Annotated in this window: 16 protein-coding genes; 9 read left to right on the forward strand and 7 right to left on the reverse strand. The window is 32.1% G+C overall.

The window, feature by feature from the left end:
* Positions 1-1,971 precede the first annotated feature (1,971 nt).
* Positions 1,972-4,404: a T9SS type A sorting domain-containing protein gene (locus ACFOWM_RS12215; protein ID WP_379710522.1), complete on the forward strand. Its 2,433-nt coding sequence runs from the start codon at positions 1,972-1,974 to the stop codon at positions 4,402-4,404.
* Positions 4,405-4,613: 209 nt separating this feature from the next.
* Here the strand turns inward: ACFOWM_RS12215 and ACFOWM_RS12220 are convergent, their stop codons facing one another.
* Positions 4,614-5,537: a LysR family transcriptional regulator gene (locus ACFOWM_RS12220; RefSeq protein WP_379710525.1), complete on the reverse strand. Its 924-nt coding sequence runs from the start codon at positions 5,535-5,537 to the stop codon at positions 4,614-4,616.
* A gap of 87 nt (positions 5,538-5,624) precedes the next feature.
* On the opposite strand from ACFOWM_RS12220, the gene ACFOWM_RS12225 reads away from it, so the two are divergent.
* The 6 genes from ACFOWM_RS12225 to ACFOWM_RS12250 all read left to right on the forward strand — a co-directional run bounded on the left by ACFOWM_RS12225 (position 5,625) and on the right by ACFOWM_RS12250 (position 10,184).
* Positions 5,625-7,061, forward strand: coding sequence for an NADP-dependent isocitrate dehydrogenase (locus ACFOWM_RS12225; RefSeq protein ID WP_379710528.1), 1,437 nt, complete (start codon positions 5,625-5,627; stop codon positions 7,059-7,061).
* A gap of 10 nt (positions 7,062-7,071) precedes the next feature.
* Positions 7,072-7,347, forward strand: coding sequence for a hypothetical protein (locus ACFOWM_RS12230; RefSeq protein ID WP_379710531.1), 276 nt, complete (start codon positions 7,072-7,074; stop codon positions 7,345-7,347).
* A complete protein-coding gene (locus tag ACFOWM_RS12235; protein WP_379710534.1) occupies positions 7,316-7,606 on the forward strand; it encodes a hypothetical protein in 291 nt (96 codons plus the stop codon). Before ACFOWM_RS12230 ends, ACFOWM_RS12235 begins: the two co-directional genes overlap by 32 nt.
* Positions 7,607-7,682: 76 nt before the next feature.
* On the forward strand, positions 7,683-8,636 hold the full coding sequence (locus tag ACFOWM_RS12240; protein WP_379710537.1) for an L-threonylcarbamoyladenylate synthase: 954 nt from the start codon (positions 7,683-7,685) through the stop codon (positions 8,634-8,636).
* A gap of 68 nt (positions 8,637-8,704) precedes the next feature.
* Positions 8,705-9,664 (forward strand): sodium-dependent bicarbonate transport family permease, encoded by a 960-nt coding sequence (locus tag ACFOWM_RS12245; protein WP_379710540.1) that lies wholly within the window; start codon positions 8,705-8,707, stop codon positions 9,662-9,664.
* An 85-nt stretch (positions 9,665-9,749) separates the two neighbouring features.
* A complete protein-coding gene (locus tag ACFOWM_RS12250) occupies positions 9,750-10,184 on the forward strand; it encodes a DUF6526 family protein (protein WP_379710543.1) in 435 nt (144 codons plus the stop codon).
* On the opposite strand, the gene ACFOWM_RS12255 is transcribed toward ACFOWM_RS12250, so the two are convergent.
* Positions 10,185-10,592, reverse strand: coding sequence for an acyl-CoA thioesterase (locus ACFOWM_RS12255; RefSeq protein WP_379710546.1), 408 nt, complete (start codon positions 10,590-10,592; stop codon positions 10,185-10,187).
* A 128-nt stretch (positions 10,593-10,720) separates the two neighbouring features.
* Positions 10,721-11,989: a competence/damage-inducible protein A gene (locus ACFOWM_RS12260; RefSeq protein WP_379710549.1), complete on the reverse strand. Its 1,269-nt coding sequence runs from the start codon at positions 11,987-11,989 to the stop codon at positions 10,721-10,723.
* Positions 11,990-12,282: 293 nt separating this feature from the next.
* On the opposite strand from ACFOWM_RS12260, the gene ACFOWM_RS12265 reads away from it, so the two are divergent.
* Positions 12,283-12,642 (forward strand): hypothetical protein, encoded by a 360-nt coding sequence (locus tag ACFOWM_RS12265; protein WP_379710552.1) that lies wholly within the window; start codon positions 12,283-12,285, stop codon positions 12,640-12,642.
* Between the two features lie 96 nt (positions 12,643-12,738).
* Here the strand turns inward: ACFOWM_RS12265 and ACFOWM_RS12270 are convergent, their stop codons facing one another.
* From ACFOWM_RS12270 to ACFOWM_RS12285, 4 genes are all read right to left on the reverse strand, one after another.
* Positions 12,739-12,870: a hypothetical protein gene (locus ACFOWM_RS12270; RefSeq protein WP_379710555.1), complete on the reverse strand. Its 132-nt coding sequence runs from the start codon at positions 12,868-12,870 to the stop codon at positions 12,739-12,741.
* Between the two features lie 56 nt (positions 12,871-12,926).
* Positions 12,927-13,166, reverse strand: coding sequence for a hypothetical protein (locus ACFOWM_RS12275; RefSeq protein ID WP_379710558.1), 240 nt, complete (start codon positions 13,164-13,166; stop codon positions 12,927-12,929).
* A gap of 32 nt (positions 13,167-13,198) precedes the next feature.
* Positions 13,199-14,101: a hypothetical protein gene (locus tag ACFOWM_RS12280; protein WP_379710561.1), complete on the reverse strand. Its 903-nt coding sequence runs from the start codon at positions 14,099-14,101 to the stop codon at positions 13,199-13,201.
* Between the two features lie 191 nt (positions 14,102-14,292).
* Positions 14,293-14,856 (reverse strand): DUF4256 domain-containing protein, encoded by a 564-nt coding sequence (locus ACFOWM_RS12285; RefSeq protein WP_379710564.1) that lies wholly within the window; start codon positions 14,854-14,856, stop codon positions 14,293-14,295.
* Positions 14,857-15,146: 290 nt separating this feature from the next.
* On the opposite strand from ACFOWM_RS12285, the gene ACFOWM_RS12290 reads away from it, so the two are divergent.
* Entirely contained in the window at positions 15,147-15,902 is a 756-nt protein-coding gene (locus ACFOWM_RS12290) for a helix-turn-helix domain-containing protein (RefSeq protein ID WP_379710566.1), read from the forward strand.
* Positions 15,903-15,912: the final 10 nt, after the last annotated feature.

Genomic DNA, 15,912 nt, shown 5'->3' on the forward strand with positions numbered 1-15,912 from the left:
AAGTATACGCATTGCTGAATAAACGCTACTGTTTGATCGCAATAATAAAATTAAAGAACATAATAATTATATAATGGGATTAAAATTCTGATAGGCTTGTTTAATATTTTGAGTAATAAATTGAAAATGTTTATTAATAAAGAATACCACAGTTGTTTTGTAAACATTGAAGAGTTATTGTTTTTTTTTATTACCATATTATTTTTATCACTTGCACTACTGTGCTCGTTATTTTAGGTTTTTAAATTTATTTTTTATTACAATACATGAATGAAAATAAGCACAAAAAGTACAAATTAGTTCGCACATTAATTTTATATACTGAGAGAGAAGCGGCATTTCACAATTTTTTGTTGTACTTAAAAAATGGTTTTTTAAATGATGTAGAAAGTCATCAAACATTTTCTTTTTATGAAGGTGTAACTTGTATTTCAAGAATAAAATTTTTCGGAATAACAAAATGTACAATACACAAGTTTCAACCGAATGAGTTACTAACAATTAAACTAGAGATTAAACTTTTTAATTTGTTGTACATAGGTGACATATACCAACAGTACGTGTTTAAAGATATTTATCAAAAAACCTCACTAACTCAATTCTTTTATTTTACACCCTACGTAAACAGAAACCTAGTTATAATTTTATTTCTCAATAATTATAAAAGATATTTTGAAGTGATTTATAATGATTTTAAAATTTTTTGTAATAATAAATAAACAGTTTAAGAATCATTTTAATAACTCTACAAAAAAAATAAAGGACTTGTAGATATTGCTACTTGATAAAAAAAATGCTGTAGCTCATTTGTATAATTTTATACATGTTTTCAAGGTTTTGTTTGAACCTTATAGGAAAATTGGCAAGCTGGGAATGTTTCTACATTCCCAGTATAATTGCAGTAATAATTTTTTATGAAGCTGTATTTATAATGTTTATAATAATACTAGTTTAGAGTATTCATATAGTCATGCTGATTATCAAAATAAGCACTAAGATTTTTATTACTACTTAGGCTATAACTGATTATGAAAACTAACAAAAAAAATTATCAAATGTTCATGGCCTACGATAAAAAACTTTTAAATAAGTTGGCGCTTTTTGAAAAGAAAATTGGCAAAAAAGTAGGGTGGTGTAAAACTATATTATAAGTCAAAATTAATTTTGATCCAGGAATTACTAATAATTATGTAAATTTTGAAAAGTGCGATTTATTTAAAAAATATTTTTTTGATTTAATTTATTTTGATATGTCTTCATTTGTATCTACTTTCTTTTAGATAAATAAGTTTAATTACCATCAATTGTACTATATTATTGAATATAATATTTAAGTTTTAGTGGTTTTTAGTACGTTACTACAAATATGCTTTGAGATTTTTTGAAAACCAAAAATGAAAAAAATGTGTTTTCACAAATCAAATGTAATCTCTACAAAGAATACTTTTATTCTTACTAAACAAAGTAGAAATAGCAATAATTTTGAATTGTCAAACTAAAACATCTCAATAGTATATTTGTTCTTAATATAATTATGATATGAATAAGTATCACTAATCCATAACTTGCAAGTTGAAGAAGTCCAAGTGAAATAAGTTGTATAATTTCAGTATTCGAATATCATCAAACAGAAAAACTTTAAAATGATTTGCTGATATCTTTTATTCAAATGTTCTTATTGGTTTTATTATAATAAAAGTTAAAAGATCACAATTAATCGACAGAACTATCAGATATAGTTAAGATATAGTTTTTGATTTCAACGGAGTATAAAGAAATTGTTTGTAAATAACATGTGCTGTAGTATAACAAAGCCTGTGAGTGGATGAGCAAAAATGTTTATAATATTCCAAAAGCATAATTACCTATGGCTTTGTGAAAAGTCTATTACTATGAAACTAATAAAAACATCATATTATTTTTTAAAAGTTGTTCGCTTTAATAAATAGCAATCCATCACATAAAATAGTTATGAGAATAAAAATATTGAGTCCCTTTATTAAAATTGTTTTGTTTGTTTTATTTATATCAAATTACATCACACCCTGTGTAGCACAAGGCATTACTAATTTTGGAAACCTGTATATTTTTTCAGGTGGCAATGTAGGTACAGCAATACCTTTTACAAACAGCGCAATAAGTGGTACAGATTATTTAAATAATGGTAATTTTTTTACCACAAGTAACTTCATTAATAATAAGTCAGCTATGCCTGCAGGTGCCGGTACTACTAGTTTTAATGGCAGTACAACTCAATTCATAAGTGGTACCAATACTCCACAGTTTAATAGCATTATTATAAATAACAATATTGGTGGTTTGCAACCACTTGATCAAAATTATACAATTAATATAGCTGGTAATTGGGTAAATAATGGCGTATTTAATCACCAGAAAGGAACATTATTATTCAATGGTTCAGCACCAACAATTATAAGTGGTACTGCCCCAAAAAATGTTTTTTATAATTTTATCATGGCCAAGCCTTCCTCACTAACACTAGCTCAAAATGTTGACTTAATCAATTTTTTCGCTTTTAAAAATGTAAGTAATGCTATTTTATCTAGTGGTGGCTATTTAACAATAAAATCTTCTGATAGTGTTACGGCGCAAATCGCAGATATAACTGATAATAATACACTTTCTGGAAACAGTATCTCAGGAAATGTAACCATAGAAAGGTATCTTTTCCCTAGATTGGCTTGGCGCTTTTTGGCTACCCCTATAACAATTTTAAGTTCTCCTACAATAACACAATCGTGGAGAGAAAATTATTCGTCTATAACAACATCTACGGGTTATGGTACTCGTATAACCGGCCCTGGGCTTATTGGAGTAAATGGGGTAGATGCATATACTCAAAGAGGATCTCTTAAATATTACGATGACATAAATAATAATTGGATTGAAATAAGTGCTACCAATATACCTGTTGCTAACAATAAAGGATATTTTGTATTTGTACGTGGTGATAGGAGTGTAGGAGTAGGGGCTGCTACTGGTCCAACAACTTTAAGAATGACGGGTAATGTTCGTATGAATAACCAAAGCTTTTCAACTTTGGCAAATAGGTTCCAGTCAGTAGGTAACCCTTTTGCATCAAGAATTGATTTTAGAAATATTACAAAAACTGCTGTGGTTGATGCGTTTACTATTTGGGAGCCTAAAAATGTAGGATTGTATAATGTTGGTGGTTATGAAAACTATGTGCAGGTTGCAGGTGAATATTGGCTTAATGGTATAACAACAGGCGGTTCAGCAAAAAAAAAGAATTTTATTGAGAGCGGTGAAGCTTTTTTTATACAATCAGTAACTGGTGGTAGTATTACAATAAAAGAGCAAGATAAAATTAATGGAAGTGCTTTGGTTAGTAGGGCAATGGCAGTTGAAAGCAGGCAAAATGCTTTAACACCAACTATGGATATTAGTTTATTTATAAAAAATAGTAATGATAGCCTGGTAATTACTGATGGTGTTTCTTTGAAATTTGATGATACTTTTAATAATAACATCGATAATTACGATGTGAAGAAAATTTCAAATACCTACGATAACCTTTGTATTAATAGTAATAGTATTAATCTAGTTGTTGAATCTAGAACTATGCCCGTTGAAACAGACATAATTAAGCTCAACCTGAACGGAACCAGATTAGGCCGTTATGTATTCACAATTAACCCTATTTTATTACAGCATTTAAATGTTGATGCTTTTTTTGTAGATAAATTTTTAAATACACGAATACCTTTGAGTTTAATAAATGAAAATAATGTTGATTTTGTAGTTACAGCTGACGCTGCAAGTAAAGCAGCAGACAGGTTTATGATTGTATTTAAAGCAATCACTATAGTGCCTTTTAGTTTTGTAAAAATAGATGCACAAGTTAATTTAGATAATACTCATTACATTCCTTTTACTATTGCTAATGAACGTTCAATAATAAATTATCAATTAGAACGAAGTGATCATTCAACTGGTTTTTTACCTATAAACAGTCAATTACCTTTATACTATAGTAACGGAAGCTACAATTATTTATTTATCGATAGTTTCCCCCTTAGTTCAAATAACTATTATAGAATAAAGGCTACTGATATTAATGGACAAATACAATTTAGCGACATTGTAAAAATAGTGCAACAAAAAAATAAACCTTTAATTAGTGTTCATCCAACTATTATAAATGATAAAATACTCAGTATAAATTTTTTAAATAGCGTTGGCAATTACACTTTCAAACTTATAAGTTTGGATGGTAAAGTAGTAATGCAAAAGCAAGTGTTCATAAATAGTTTAAACGAGATAAAAACTTTTACGATGAACACTTCATTGGTTGCAGGTATATATTTTGTGCAGATAAACGGGGAACATACCAAAGCACTGACCAAAGTATACATTAAATAAATATGATTAAAACAAATTAAATACTGTTCATAAAACTATTTCAATCTAAAACGATTATTTGCTTTTAAGCTTAATAATTTAAGAGTAGTTTTAATGTTTTCTAAGAAGAGTTGCTTTTATTTTATTTTTTAAAAATACTGACCTAGTTCAAAATTAACTGTTTTGAAAGAATGGATTGTTACCAATTAATGATTCTATTGAAATGTAACTTAATATTGTTCGTACCAATTAAATTTTTGATGTACAATATTTGATTTTTCTTTTTTTAGATATTGTAGAAAAGATTGTGCCACCGGACTGTGTTTTTTGCCTTTTAACCATATTAAACTCCAGGTAGTAATAATGGGCAACCCCTTCACAGGAGTAATGTGTAGCTCTTTATTATGTAACTCATTTCTGATGCCTATTAATGGCATAATGGAATAACCTAAACCGGCTAACAGGGCTTGTTTTACAGCTTCATTTGAAGTAAGTTCTAATTTATTGATGATGGAAAGTTGGTTTCTGTTTATAAAATTTTCCATCGTTTGCCTAGTGCCCGACCCTTGTTCTCTAAAAATTAATGGTAGTGTTTTAAATAATTCTTTTTTATTGTTTTTATATTTTGCAGTAATAGGGGTGTTACCCACTAAGTACAATTTATTTTGTAGCAGGTTAAGTTTTTCTACTTGTAGCTTACTTGGTAATATGGATACCAGTGCAAAATCAATTTCGTTGTTTTCAATACTTTGAATCACTTTGTTTTTATTGGTAACATCCATATTTAATTCAATACCAGGGTGCATTTTTATAAAGTCTGCCAAAAAATAAGGCATTACATATTTACCCGTAGATACTACTGATATTTTGAGTTTTCCTGTTAATTGTCCTTTATAAGCTAAGGTTTTGTTAGTGATTTCGTGCACTTGTGCAATGATGTTTTCTGCTGCTTCTGCAATTTCTTTCCCAAAATCTGTGATATAAATTTTTCTCCCAACTACTTCTGTTAAAGGAATTTCAAATTGATCTTGAAAGTTTTTTAGTTGTATTGAAACGGCTGGCTGAGTTAAGTGTAATGCTTCTGCAGCCTTTGTTACGCTTTGTGTTGTAACAATTTTTAAAAATATTTGAAGTTGGTTTAATGTATAGTTCATAAATATATTTTATGGATTGTATAATAAAGATAAATAAAAACTTATGATGTAATCTCCACAATTTTGCGTCATCAAAAAAAATTATACATGACAACAATCACAATAGCTAAAGGCGATGGCATCGGTCCTGAAATAATGGACGCTACATTAACCATTTTAAAAGCAGCTGGCGCATCGTTACAATATGATGAAATTACGATTGGTGAAAAAGTATACTTAGCCGGTAATAAAGCAGGTATTGCTGATGATGCCTGGCAAACTATCATAAAAAATAAAGTGTTTTTAAAAGCACCCATTACAACCCCACAAGGTGGCGGATATAAAAGCTTAAACGTATCCACCAGAAAGTTTTTAGGGTTGTATGCAAATATTCGTCCTTGCAAAAGTTTACATCCATTTGTATTTACAAAACACCCCACTATGGATGTAGTGATTATTAGAGAAAATGAAGAAGATTTGTATGCAGGTATTGAACACCAACAAACTGATGAAGTAGTACAGTGTTTAAAATTGATAAGTAGGCCAGGTTGCGAAAAAATTATACGCTATGCTTTTGAGTATGCACAACAGCAAGGGCGTAAAAAAGTAAGTTGTTTTACAAAAGATAATATTATGAAACAAACTGATGGTTTGTTTCACCAAGTATTTAATGAAGTTGCAGTTGAATACCCTCATATAATTAAAGAGCATTTAATTGTTGATATTGGCGCTGCAAAATTAGCAGCAACACCTGAGGAATTTGATGTAGTGGTTATGCCCAATTTGTATGGTGATATTTTGAGTGATGTTGCAGCACAAATATCTGGATCTGTTGGTATGGCAGGTTCCGCTAATATTGGTAATACCTGTGCTATGTTTGAAGCCATACATGGTTCAGCACCCGATATTGCAATGCAAAATAAAGCAAATCCATCTGGCCTACTACAAGCTGCAGTAATGATGCTCCATCATGTTGGTCAGTATGAGGTGGCTACCACCATACAACATGCTTGGCTTACCACTATTGAAAAAGGTATACACACTGTTGATATTTATAAAGAAGGTGTTAGTAAACAATGTGTAACAACAGCAGCCTTTGCAGAAGCAGTTATAGCACATCTCCATCAAACCCCTACCGTTTTACCTGCTGTATCTGTACATCAACCCTTACCCATTCAATTACCTATATATGAGCGTAAGCAAGCAATGAAAAAGCAGTTAGAAGGGGTTGATTTATTTGTGCATTGGTCGGGTAATGATGCATCTATGTTAGCATCGAAAATTGCAGCAATCATTAGTCAAACACAACAGTTGGTGATGATTACCAACCGTGGTATTAAGGTATGGCCCAATGGTTTTTCTGAAACTTTTTGTACTGATCACTGGCGCTGCCGCATACAGCCTGTTGCAGGGGCTAACATGTTAATGGTCGATATTATCAGTCTTTTACAAAAAGCCTTGGTGGCAGGTATCGATATTATCAAAACTGAAAACTTGTATTCGTTTGATGGCAAACAAGCTTTTTCATTAGGACAAGGACAATAAATATTTTGTTATGAAAAAAATAGCACCAAAACAGTATCAATATTTTAGTATTACAACTACACATACGAAAGAACAAAAAGCACCTGAATTGTTTTTGAAGCGGTTTTTTATGATAATTAAGGTTATAGTAGCAGGTGCTTTTTTTATTGCTTCATTTATGTTTACAGATGTAGTTATTGCCCATTTATGTGAAGCATTGAGTTTTATAACAGTCATTTCATTTTTACATCATCATAAAAAAACAAGCAACAAATATGAAAAAGCAAGCGGTATACACCTTAATTAACAACCAATTTACAGCAGCTGAAGCAAAAGCAATTTTAACAAGCATGTACACTGCAAAAATTGATTTTCATGCAATGAAACAATTTAGTGCACAAGAGCGCTATGGTACTGATGATGCAATGGCAGTTACTAAGTTGCCTGCGTTAAAAGAAACATTAGCAACTATTAAGCAGCTGATGGATGAGGCTGAGGCTGCTCAAAGTACGGTGAACATTCAAGCTACCATTGATATTTCATTTGAACCAACATCAATATCATAGTAGTGCATTAATCTATTCATTTATGAAGCGCATGATAAAGCGAAATATAACTTCATCATCTTAAAAAATTACATGAGTGATTACAACTGATATTAATAAAGCTATACAGGTACTTCAGCATAAAGGTGTTGTAGCCATACCTACTGAAACGGTGTATGGTTTAGCTGCTAATGCTTTTGATGATGAGGCAGTACAAAAAATATTTACATTAAAAAATAGACCAACTTTTAACCCTTTAATTGTACACTTAGCATCAGCTACACAACTTACAACTGTTGCCACTAATATACCAGCTACTGCATATGCTTTGGCAAATGCGTTTTGGCCTGGTCCCTTAACATTGGTATTACAAAAGCAAACAAATATTTCATCGTTCGTAACTGCATCCAAACAAACCATTGCTGTGAGGGTACCGCAGCATGGTTTAACACAGCAGCTTTTACAACAACTTGATTTTCCTTTAGCAGCACCTAGTGCAAATCCATTTGGAAGTATTAGTCCAACCACCGCACAGCATGTATATCATTATTTTGAAGAACGTGTTCCAATTATATTAGATGGCGGTGAATGTACGGCGGGTGTTGAGTCAACCATAATTGGGTTTCAACATGAACAACCTGTTTTATACCGGCATGGTGCCATTTCAATGGAGGCCTTAGCTGCAGTTGTAGGTGATATTACAATGCTTCCTAAACATACTACGAGTATTGAAGCGCCAGGGATGTTAGCATCGCATTATGCACCTAAAACACCTTTAGTATTAATGGAAGATGTGGCCTATGGACTTTCATTATATACACATTTAAAAGTAGGCTTATTGGTATTTCGGCAATTGCCTAACCTTGCTCATGTTTGTGGTGAAGTACTTTCTAAAAACGGTTCGTTAGAAGAAGCTGCCCATCATTTATATGCTGCCATGCACCGATTAGATGCAGCAAACTATGATGTAATTATTGCAGAGCGTTTACCTAACTATGGTGTAGGTATTACTGTAAATGATCGCTTAGAACGAGCTTCTTATCGCTCCTAAAATAATATCATTTAAAAGTCATTTTCAAATACAATCACTTCTATTATACATTGATTTAAATTTTATTTATGGATTTTCATTTGTTAACAGAAAACTTAACGAACCCTGCCTTACTTTTTTTTGTATTAGGTATAATAGCAGTTTATGTAAAAAGTGATTTAGAAATTCCAGCACATTCTTCAAAATTTATTTCATTGTATTTACTGTTTGCTATTGGTTTTAAAGGCGGACAAGCACTATCGCATGAAACTTTTAATACTACCATTTTGTATACGATGCTATTTGGTTTATTTGCAGCGATCGTAATACCACTGTATACTTTTTTTATCGTTAAAAAATCAGTTGGTATTTATAATGCAGGTGCCATTGCAGCTGCTTATGGTTCTGTGAGTGCCGTAACATTTGTAACAGCTGCTGCCTATATTGAAACTCAACAAATGGTTTTGCATGGCCACATGGTAGCTGTAATGGCATTGATGGAATCACCAGCCATTATAATGGGTTTGTTATTAATTTCTTTATATAGTATTGATTCTTCCACAACAAATAAAAAGCAAGTACTGCATCATTCATTTACCAACGGTAGCGTATTGCTGATTTTAGGTAGTTTGGTAATAGGCTTTTTTGCAAATGCAAAACAAGCAGAAGGTATAAAACCCTTTACCAATGATTTATTCAAAGGGTTCTTAGCCATTTTTTTATTAGATATGGGTATTACAAGTGGCAAACATTTAAAAGCATTTTTTTCATTTGGTTGGTTTCCATTTTTATTTGCATTTTTTATGCCCTTATTAAACGGCTGTGTATTTGCTTTCTTAAGTTCTTTTGTAACTGATGATGTTTCAAATAGATTCATATTTGCTATACTTGCAGCAAGTGCTTCATATATTGCAGTACCGGCAGCCATGAAAATATCTGTACCCAAAGCAAACCCTGGTTTGTTTTTACCAATGGCTTTGGCTGTTAGCTTTCCTGTAAACATCACTATTGGTATGCCTTTGTATATGTATGTAGTACAGCATATTTAGTTTTGGTACATAACAAACTTGTATCAGCATTATTATCTTTCATAATTAACACTTACATTAGTGTTTACATTTTACCAAAGCAATTATGAAACAACAAAACTTTAGCAACCACAGTCAAATAGTGCCTATTTTTCATTATGGTGTACTCATACCGGTATTGGCAATGATAACTTGTTCAACTATTAGTTTGTATAGGCATTATAGTGCAGGCTTAGGACTTATGTTACCAAGCATTGCATTGTTAGGAAGTGTGGTGTTGTTTTTAGTTGCTTTTTTATCAAGGTCATTTGCACTAAAAGCACAAGATAGGGCCATACGTGCAGAAGAAAACCTTCGCTATTTTGTACTTACAGGAAAGTTATACGACCATCGTTTATCGCTTCGCCAAGTTATAGCATTGCGGTTTGCACCTAATGAAGAGTTGGTAGCATTGGCACAACGTGCCGTTACCGAAAATTTATCGCCTAAAGAAATTAAAGCTGCTATTCAGCAATGGAAGGGTGATTACTACCGAGTGTAATTAAAAGTATCCACTCAGTTTTTCTGATAATGCTGTAGGCATACTTGTTCTACGCATGGTAGCTGCCTCCATAAAATATAAAGTAACTACACCTGTATTCAGCAATTGGTCAGCGTTGTTATAAATTTCAAAATTAAAGGTTATGCTATGATCGGTTGGTAGTGCATTCAATATCGTTTTTACGGTAATTAAATCATCGTACTTAGCCGGACGTAAAAATTTACTACTCATGCTTACCACTGGCATAATAATGCCCATGGCTTCAATATCTTTATAGGTATAGCCTAATTGTCTTATGGCTTCGGCTCTGCCAATTTCATAAAACTGGGCATAATGTCCATGGTACACTACCCCCATTTGATCGGTTAATGCGTAGTGAATTCTAATGTGTGTTTCAGTTACAAACAAAATATATTTTTTTATTTTTTGGTGCTGTGGTTGTAGGAGCGTTCATCAACATTTGTTCGGGCTATTCGCTGTACCTGCACCGCAGGGGCGGATGCGGTGCCGCTGCTATCCCGGAGCCCATCAACTTTTTAATTGCTATCATCTGTTAATATAAACTGTCGTAACATATTTAAAGCATAGAGTGCTGTTAGTTTAATATTACGATCTCTATCAAACCTAAATTCAAATTTACGTTGTATTAATTTTTGTTGGCTGCCAACACAAACCCATACGGTACCAACAGGCTTATCGGGCATGCCGCCACCTGGCCCCATAATGCCTGATACAGCAATGGTGTAATGGGTACCCAAATTTTTCAAAGTGCCTTTGGCCATTTCAATTACTACGGCTTCGCTTACAGCACCATGGGTTAATAAAGTATCGTTGTTTACTTGTAACAAAGCTTCTTTAGCATGGTAACTATAACTTACTACGCTGCCTTCAAAATAGGCTGATGCGCCTGCTTTGGTAGTAAGTAAGTGAGCAATATAGCCACCAGTACAGCTTTCGGCGGTGCTTACCGTTTTGTTATTGGCTATTAATAATTTGGCAACGGTTTGTTCCATGGTTTCATCAACATTCGTCACTAAATATACATGCACCAAGTTTTGTAAAGTGTTAAACAGCGTATCTACTTCGGTAGTATCGTTAGGGGTTTCGTTATAAGTTGCTGATAGGCGTAAACGCACCATACCATAGTTAGGTAAGTAGGCCAATTTAATATGTGTGGGTAAGGCAGTTTCAAAATCTTCAATCATATCTGCCAACATGCTTTCACCAATACCTGCAGTTAGTAACGTACGGTGTTCAATTTTTGAAGGGTTAAAGGTTTCCTTTAAAAGAGGGATCACATCATCTGTCATCATCGCCATCATTTCAAAAGGCACACCCGGCATGCTGATGAATATTTTTTTACGACCATTCACTTCTTCAAAAAAAGCCATGCCTGGGGCCGTACCTTTTTTATTCTGAATAACGGTACACACATCGGGTACTTCAGCTTGTTTTTTATTACGTTCAGTAAAAGGGCGTTTAAAAACATTTGCAAATAAGTGTTCAATAAAAGTCAATGCCTCTTGGTTTACAACCATTTTACCACCAAAATAATCGCAAAGTAAAGGTTTGGTAATATCATCAGCAGTAGGGCCGAGGCCACCTGTAATTAAAATGATATCGGCTTCTTGCTTTGTTTGATCAAGGGCATTTTTAATATCATTGTACACATCGCCAACTGCTACTCTTTTAGCTACGCTAAAGCCTGCAAGGTTGAGTTGTTGGGCAATAAAGGCGCTGTTGGTATCAATTACTTGTCCTATTAATAACTCATCGCCAATGGTGATGATAGCTGCTTTGATCATGCTTTGAAAGTTGAGGTACAAAGCTACGGTAACGAGGTATAAAACGAAATTAATATTCTAGTTTACTTGAAATGCTCCACAAAATATTATCTTCAAATAAAAAATAGATGGTAATTTTTTGAATGACTTTTTTTGATTTGAGTGAGCGGAGCTAAATTTTATAAATATATTTTAAAAACGATCTGATTTTTTAAACTATGAATTTTAATCAATTGGTACATATATTTTTTGTTAGTGTCTTCATTAGCACAACAAGTGGATGTCTTTTTGAAAATAATAAAATTAAATTCTTTTTGAAGTATAAAAATGTTAACCAAGATGATTATTTTCAATCTTCCAATTTATATATTAATGGCGAAGTCGCTGGCAGGGTTACCAATGAACAAGTGGGGACTATATTACTGCTAGATAAAAAAAATACACTATTTAAAACGGATAGTGTTTTTATTAAAAAAAATCCCTTGGGTACTGTTTACTTTGATGTAGTTAAAACAAACTATGTAAAAAATACAACTTTAGAATATAGAAGTGGCGATACCATCATTATTTACAATAAGGTAAATAAATTTACGATAGATGGTAATAAAGCAAAAAAAATAATTGAAAAGTTAGATAATACTTTAAAACAAATCGATACTATATTAAAAGAATAATTTTTTGTATTACTGTTACATTGGCTAACATTTTACAAAAAACAAATAAGTATTTGTGTTGTTTCGTAAAGTAACGAAATATAACTAGGCAGTAAGTTAGCTTGGTATAATTTGAAAATTACTAATTGCCCTCCTCTGGAAACTATCTGAAAATTCCATTATGTATGCACCATCTGTGCTGATTGCTTCCCAGCCCATACCAGTTTCGTAGTTTAAATCATCCAACATAAAGGCTATGTTCAAAGCACTAATTTCAACAAGCTTTTCATTTGCGGAAAGACGTACTATAAAGTTTGTATTTTCACTACAGGGTCAGTATTTTTAAAATATGATGTTAATTGATTTTCATTATATAATTCATATTCAAATGACCAATGTTTTATTACTGACCAATCAAAAAAAAGATGTAAAAATCCATTTTTTTCTTGTTTGTAACCAGCATTTTCAATGATGCTATTAAATTCAGTGTAAGAATAATGTAATTCCCTTGTTTTATTTTTATCGATATAATTATAAACGTTCATTTTGGGTATATCATATTTAGTGTATGAAGTAGTTATTCAATCAATGCATTCATTTCTGTTCTTTCGACAAATCTAAATAAATATTCACCAGTAGTTTTATTATATATCCTTATAGGAAAGGCATTTTGTGTTTTTGTATTATAAATGGTAGTTGATTCGTACCGCATAAAATCAGGGAAATCTTTTTTACGGTATTTTATATTTTTATCAATCAGTACTTGTTCATATTTTTTTTGATAATGTTGTGCTGTGGTAGCCGGGTCACCTGTAAATTCATTTTGTAAAACAATTGTACCATCTTTTTTTGTGTTTTTCCAGATTGTAGTAAGTTTTCCTGTATACAATTTTTTGTTGAAAATGTTATTATTTGAAACAAAACTATAGATCGGGAACTCCTTATATTCAAAATTAGAAAAGTATTGTTGTATCAATATAAGCGGTCCTAAAAAAAATTGAATTCCATCATTTCTTTTTATTTCAAATTGTATTTCTTTTATAAAAGCTTTATTAGTTTCTCCAAAAAATGGCGATTTATTTAAAGAGTCGCATATTGATTTTATACTTTCATTATTTCTATAATAACTAGTAGAATCTACAATAAAATCACCATTTTTAAAATACATAATAAAATTTACTTTATTCATAAGTAAACTCATGATGTAAGCGGTTGAATCATTTTGAATATCTTTTTGCTTCATTAATGTATGATATTGCATGAAATACCCTCCTCGAAATGTATCAACTACTTGGATAAAAACTGTTGATTTTACATTTTCTTTTCTACCAAAGAATATATTATCAACTTTGTAAAATTCATTTACATCATATACTTGTACAGCACCTACTTTAAAGTTTTTATTTACTGTATATTTATTTGTCCAGCTTTTTTGTGCTTTCAGTTTAGTAGCTAATAAAAACAATATAAAAGTTAGCACAACTGTAACTATTTTATATGATATGTTTATGTATGTAAGAAAGAGGTACGATTTTAATTTCATTAATTAAATTTATATGATAATATGCTAACTACCCTTTACATATGGTAACATTTTAAAAAATATTTTTAGTGTTTACTTTCGAAGGAATTATTTTTTAAAATTTATAAAACAGTGTATTACACAATTCTCTACACCCACAACATCCCCCTAAAACCTCTGCCAGCGTAATATGATTGTACGCCATTGTGGTAAATAAATACTTGTTGGTACCTATTATCGCCAAAAATAGCACCACCTAATTTTCTGATGGCTGGTGGTGATAACAACCAACTCGATGTTTTAGTATCAACAGGTTGGCATTGCTGTAGTTTTTTATAAGTGGTTTCATCTATTAATGTAATACCTAATGCCGTTGCAGCATCAACAGCATTGCCTTTGGGCTTATTTTCTTTACGTGCATCCCACGCAGCTTTATCGTAGCATAGGCTACACCTGCTTTTGGGCGTTTCCGTTGCAGCATCTACCCATAAATAACGATCGTTCTTTTTATCGTAATCAATAACATCGGGTTCGCCATCGGTTAATTCCATTTGATAAATAGACCATAATGCTGTAGGATTGGTTATTAGCTTTGCTTCAACATTTGTCCAGTTGATATTTTTATGTCGATGCATATTTTTTTGAAATCGTTGTTGTAGCGTTTGTAGTAAAGCCTCTTTTTGTTGCTTTGTAATGGTTTGTTGTTGCGGCATGTTGTTTTATTGAAATTATATAACAAATGTAAACCTATAAGGTTTTAAAAACCTTATAGGTTTAGTTCAACTGTCAAAAGGCTGCCGGATAGAAGCGGCACCAAAGCCGCTCAAGCGGCGGAGGTACAGCGAATAGCCGGAACAACTGCTGCCATAGGTTATGTTGTTGACAGCCCCACATTCAACTTACCATTATTTATTATTTGAAAAAAAGGCTTTACAAACGACCTAAAAATAAAATTTGGAAAACTAAATAAATTAGTATATTTGTGCTAATCAAATTAGTTGTTATGTCACAAGCAGGATTAAATCTGAAGTATTTACGCAAATTGCGTGGGTGGACACAAGAGGAATTTGCAAATAAAGTGGGCATTAAGCGTTCGTTGGTGGGCGCCTATGAAGAAGAAAGGGCTGACCCTCGTTTAGACGTATTAGAAATTATTGCTGATATGTTTAAATTGAGTTTAGATGAACTTTTTTTGAAAGATCTGAGCAATGAATCGGGCAGTTATTTGATGAAGCGTCGTCGCCAAAAAATGATGGCGGCAGAAGAACGTAATGTGATTCACTTTGTACCAGTAAAAGCAGCAGCAGGTTATTTAGCTGGCTATGCTGATGCAGAGTTTATTGATGAGCTTAATACGTTTACCTTACCAATGCTAGCTGGCGGTAATTACAGGGCATTTGAAATTATTGGTGATAGTATGTTGCCTACACCAAGTGGTAGCATAATTGTTGGCGAAAAAGTAAATGGGTTAGATGATATAAAAAACAACAACGCTTACATAGTGGTAAGCAAACATGAGGGTATTGTTTATAAACGTATAGTGCGTAACCCTAAACAAAAAGGTAAGTTGAATTTGGTGAGTGATAACCCATCGTACCAACCATATTTGGTAAATGCTGAAGATGTGGTAGAGTTGTGGGCTGCACAAGTAGTAATAGGTAAAGTGGCTTCGCAACAACGTTGGGATGTAAACTCGTTAGCTAATTTGGTGAGCAACCTACAAGATCAAGTAAGTACCCTTAAAAAGAAAATGAATTGATGTTAATGAT

The organism is Ferruginibacter yonginensis (assembly GCF_042651465.1).
Lineage (GTDB): Bacteria > Bacteroidota > Bacteroidia > Chitinophagales > Chitinophagaceae > Ferruginibacter > Ferruginibacter yonginensis.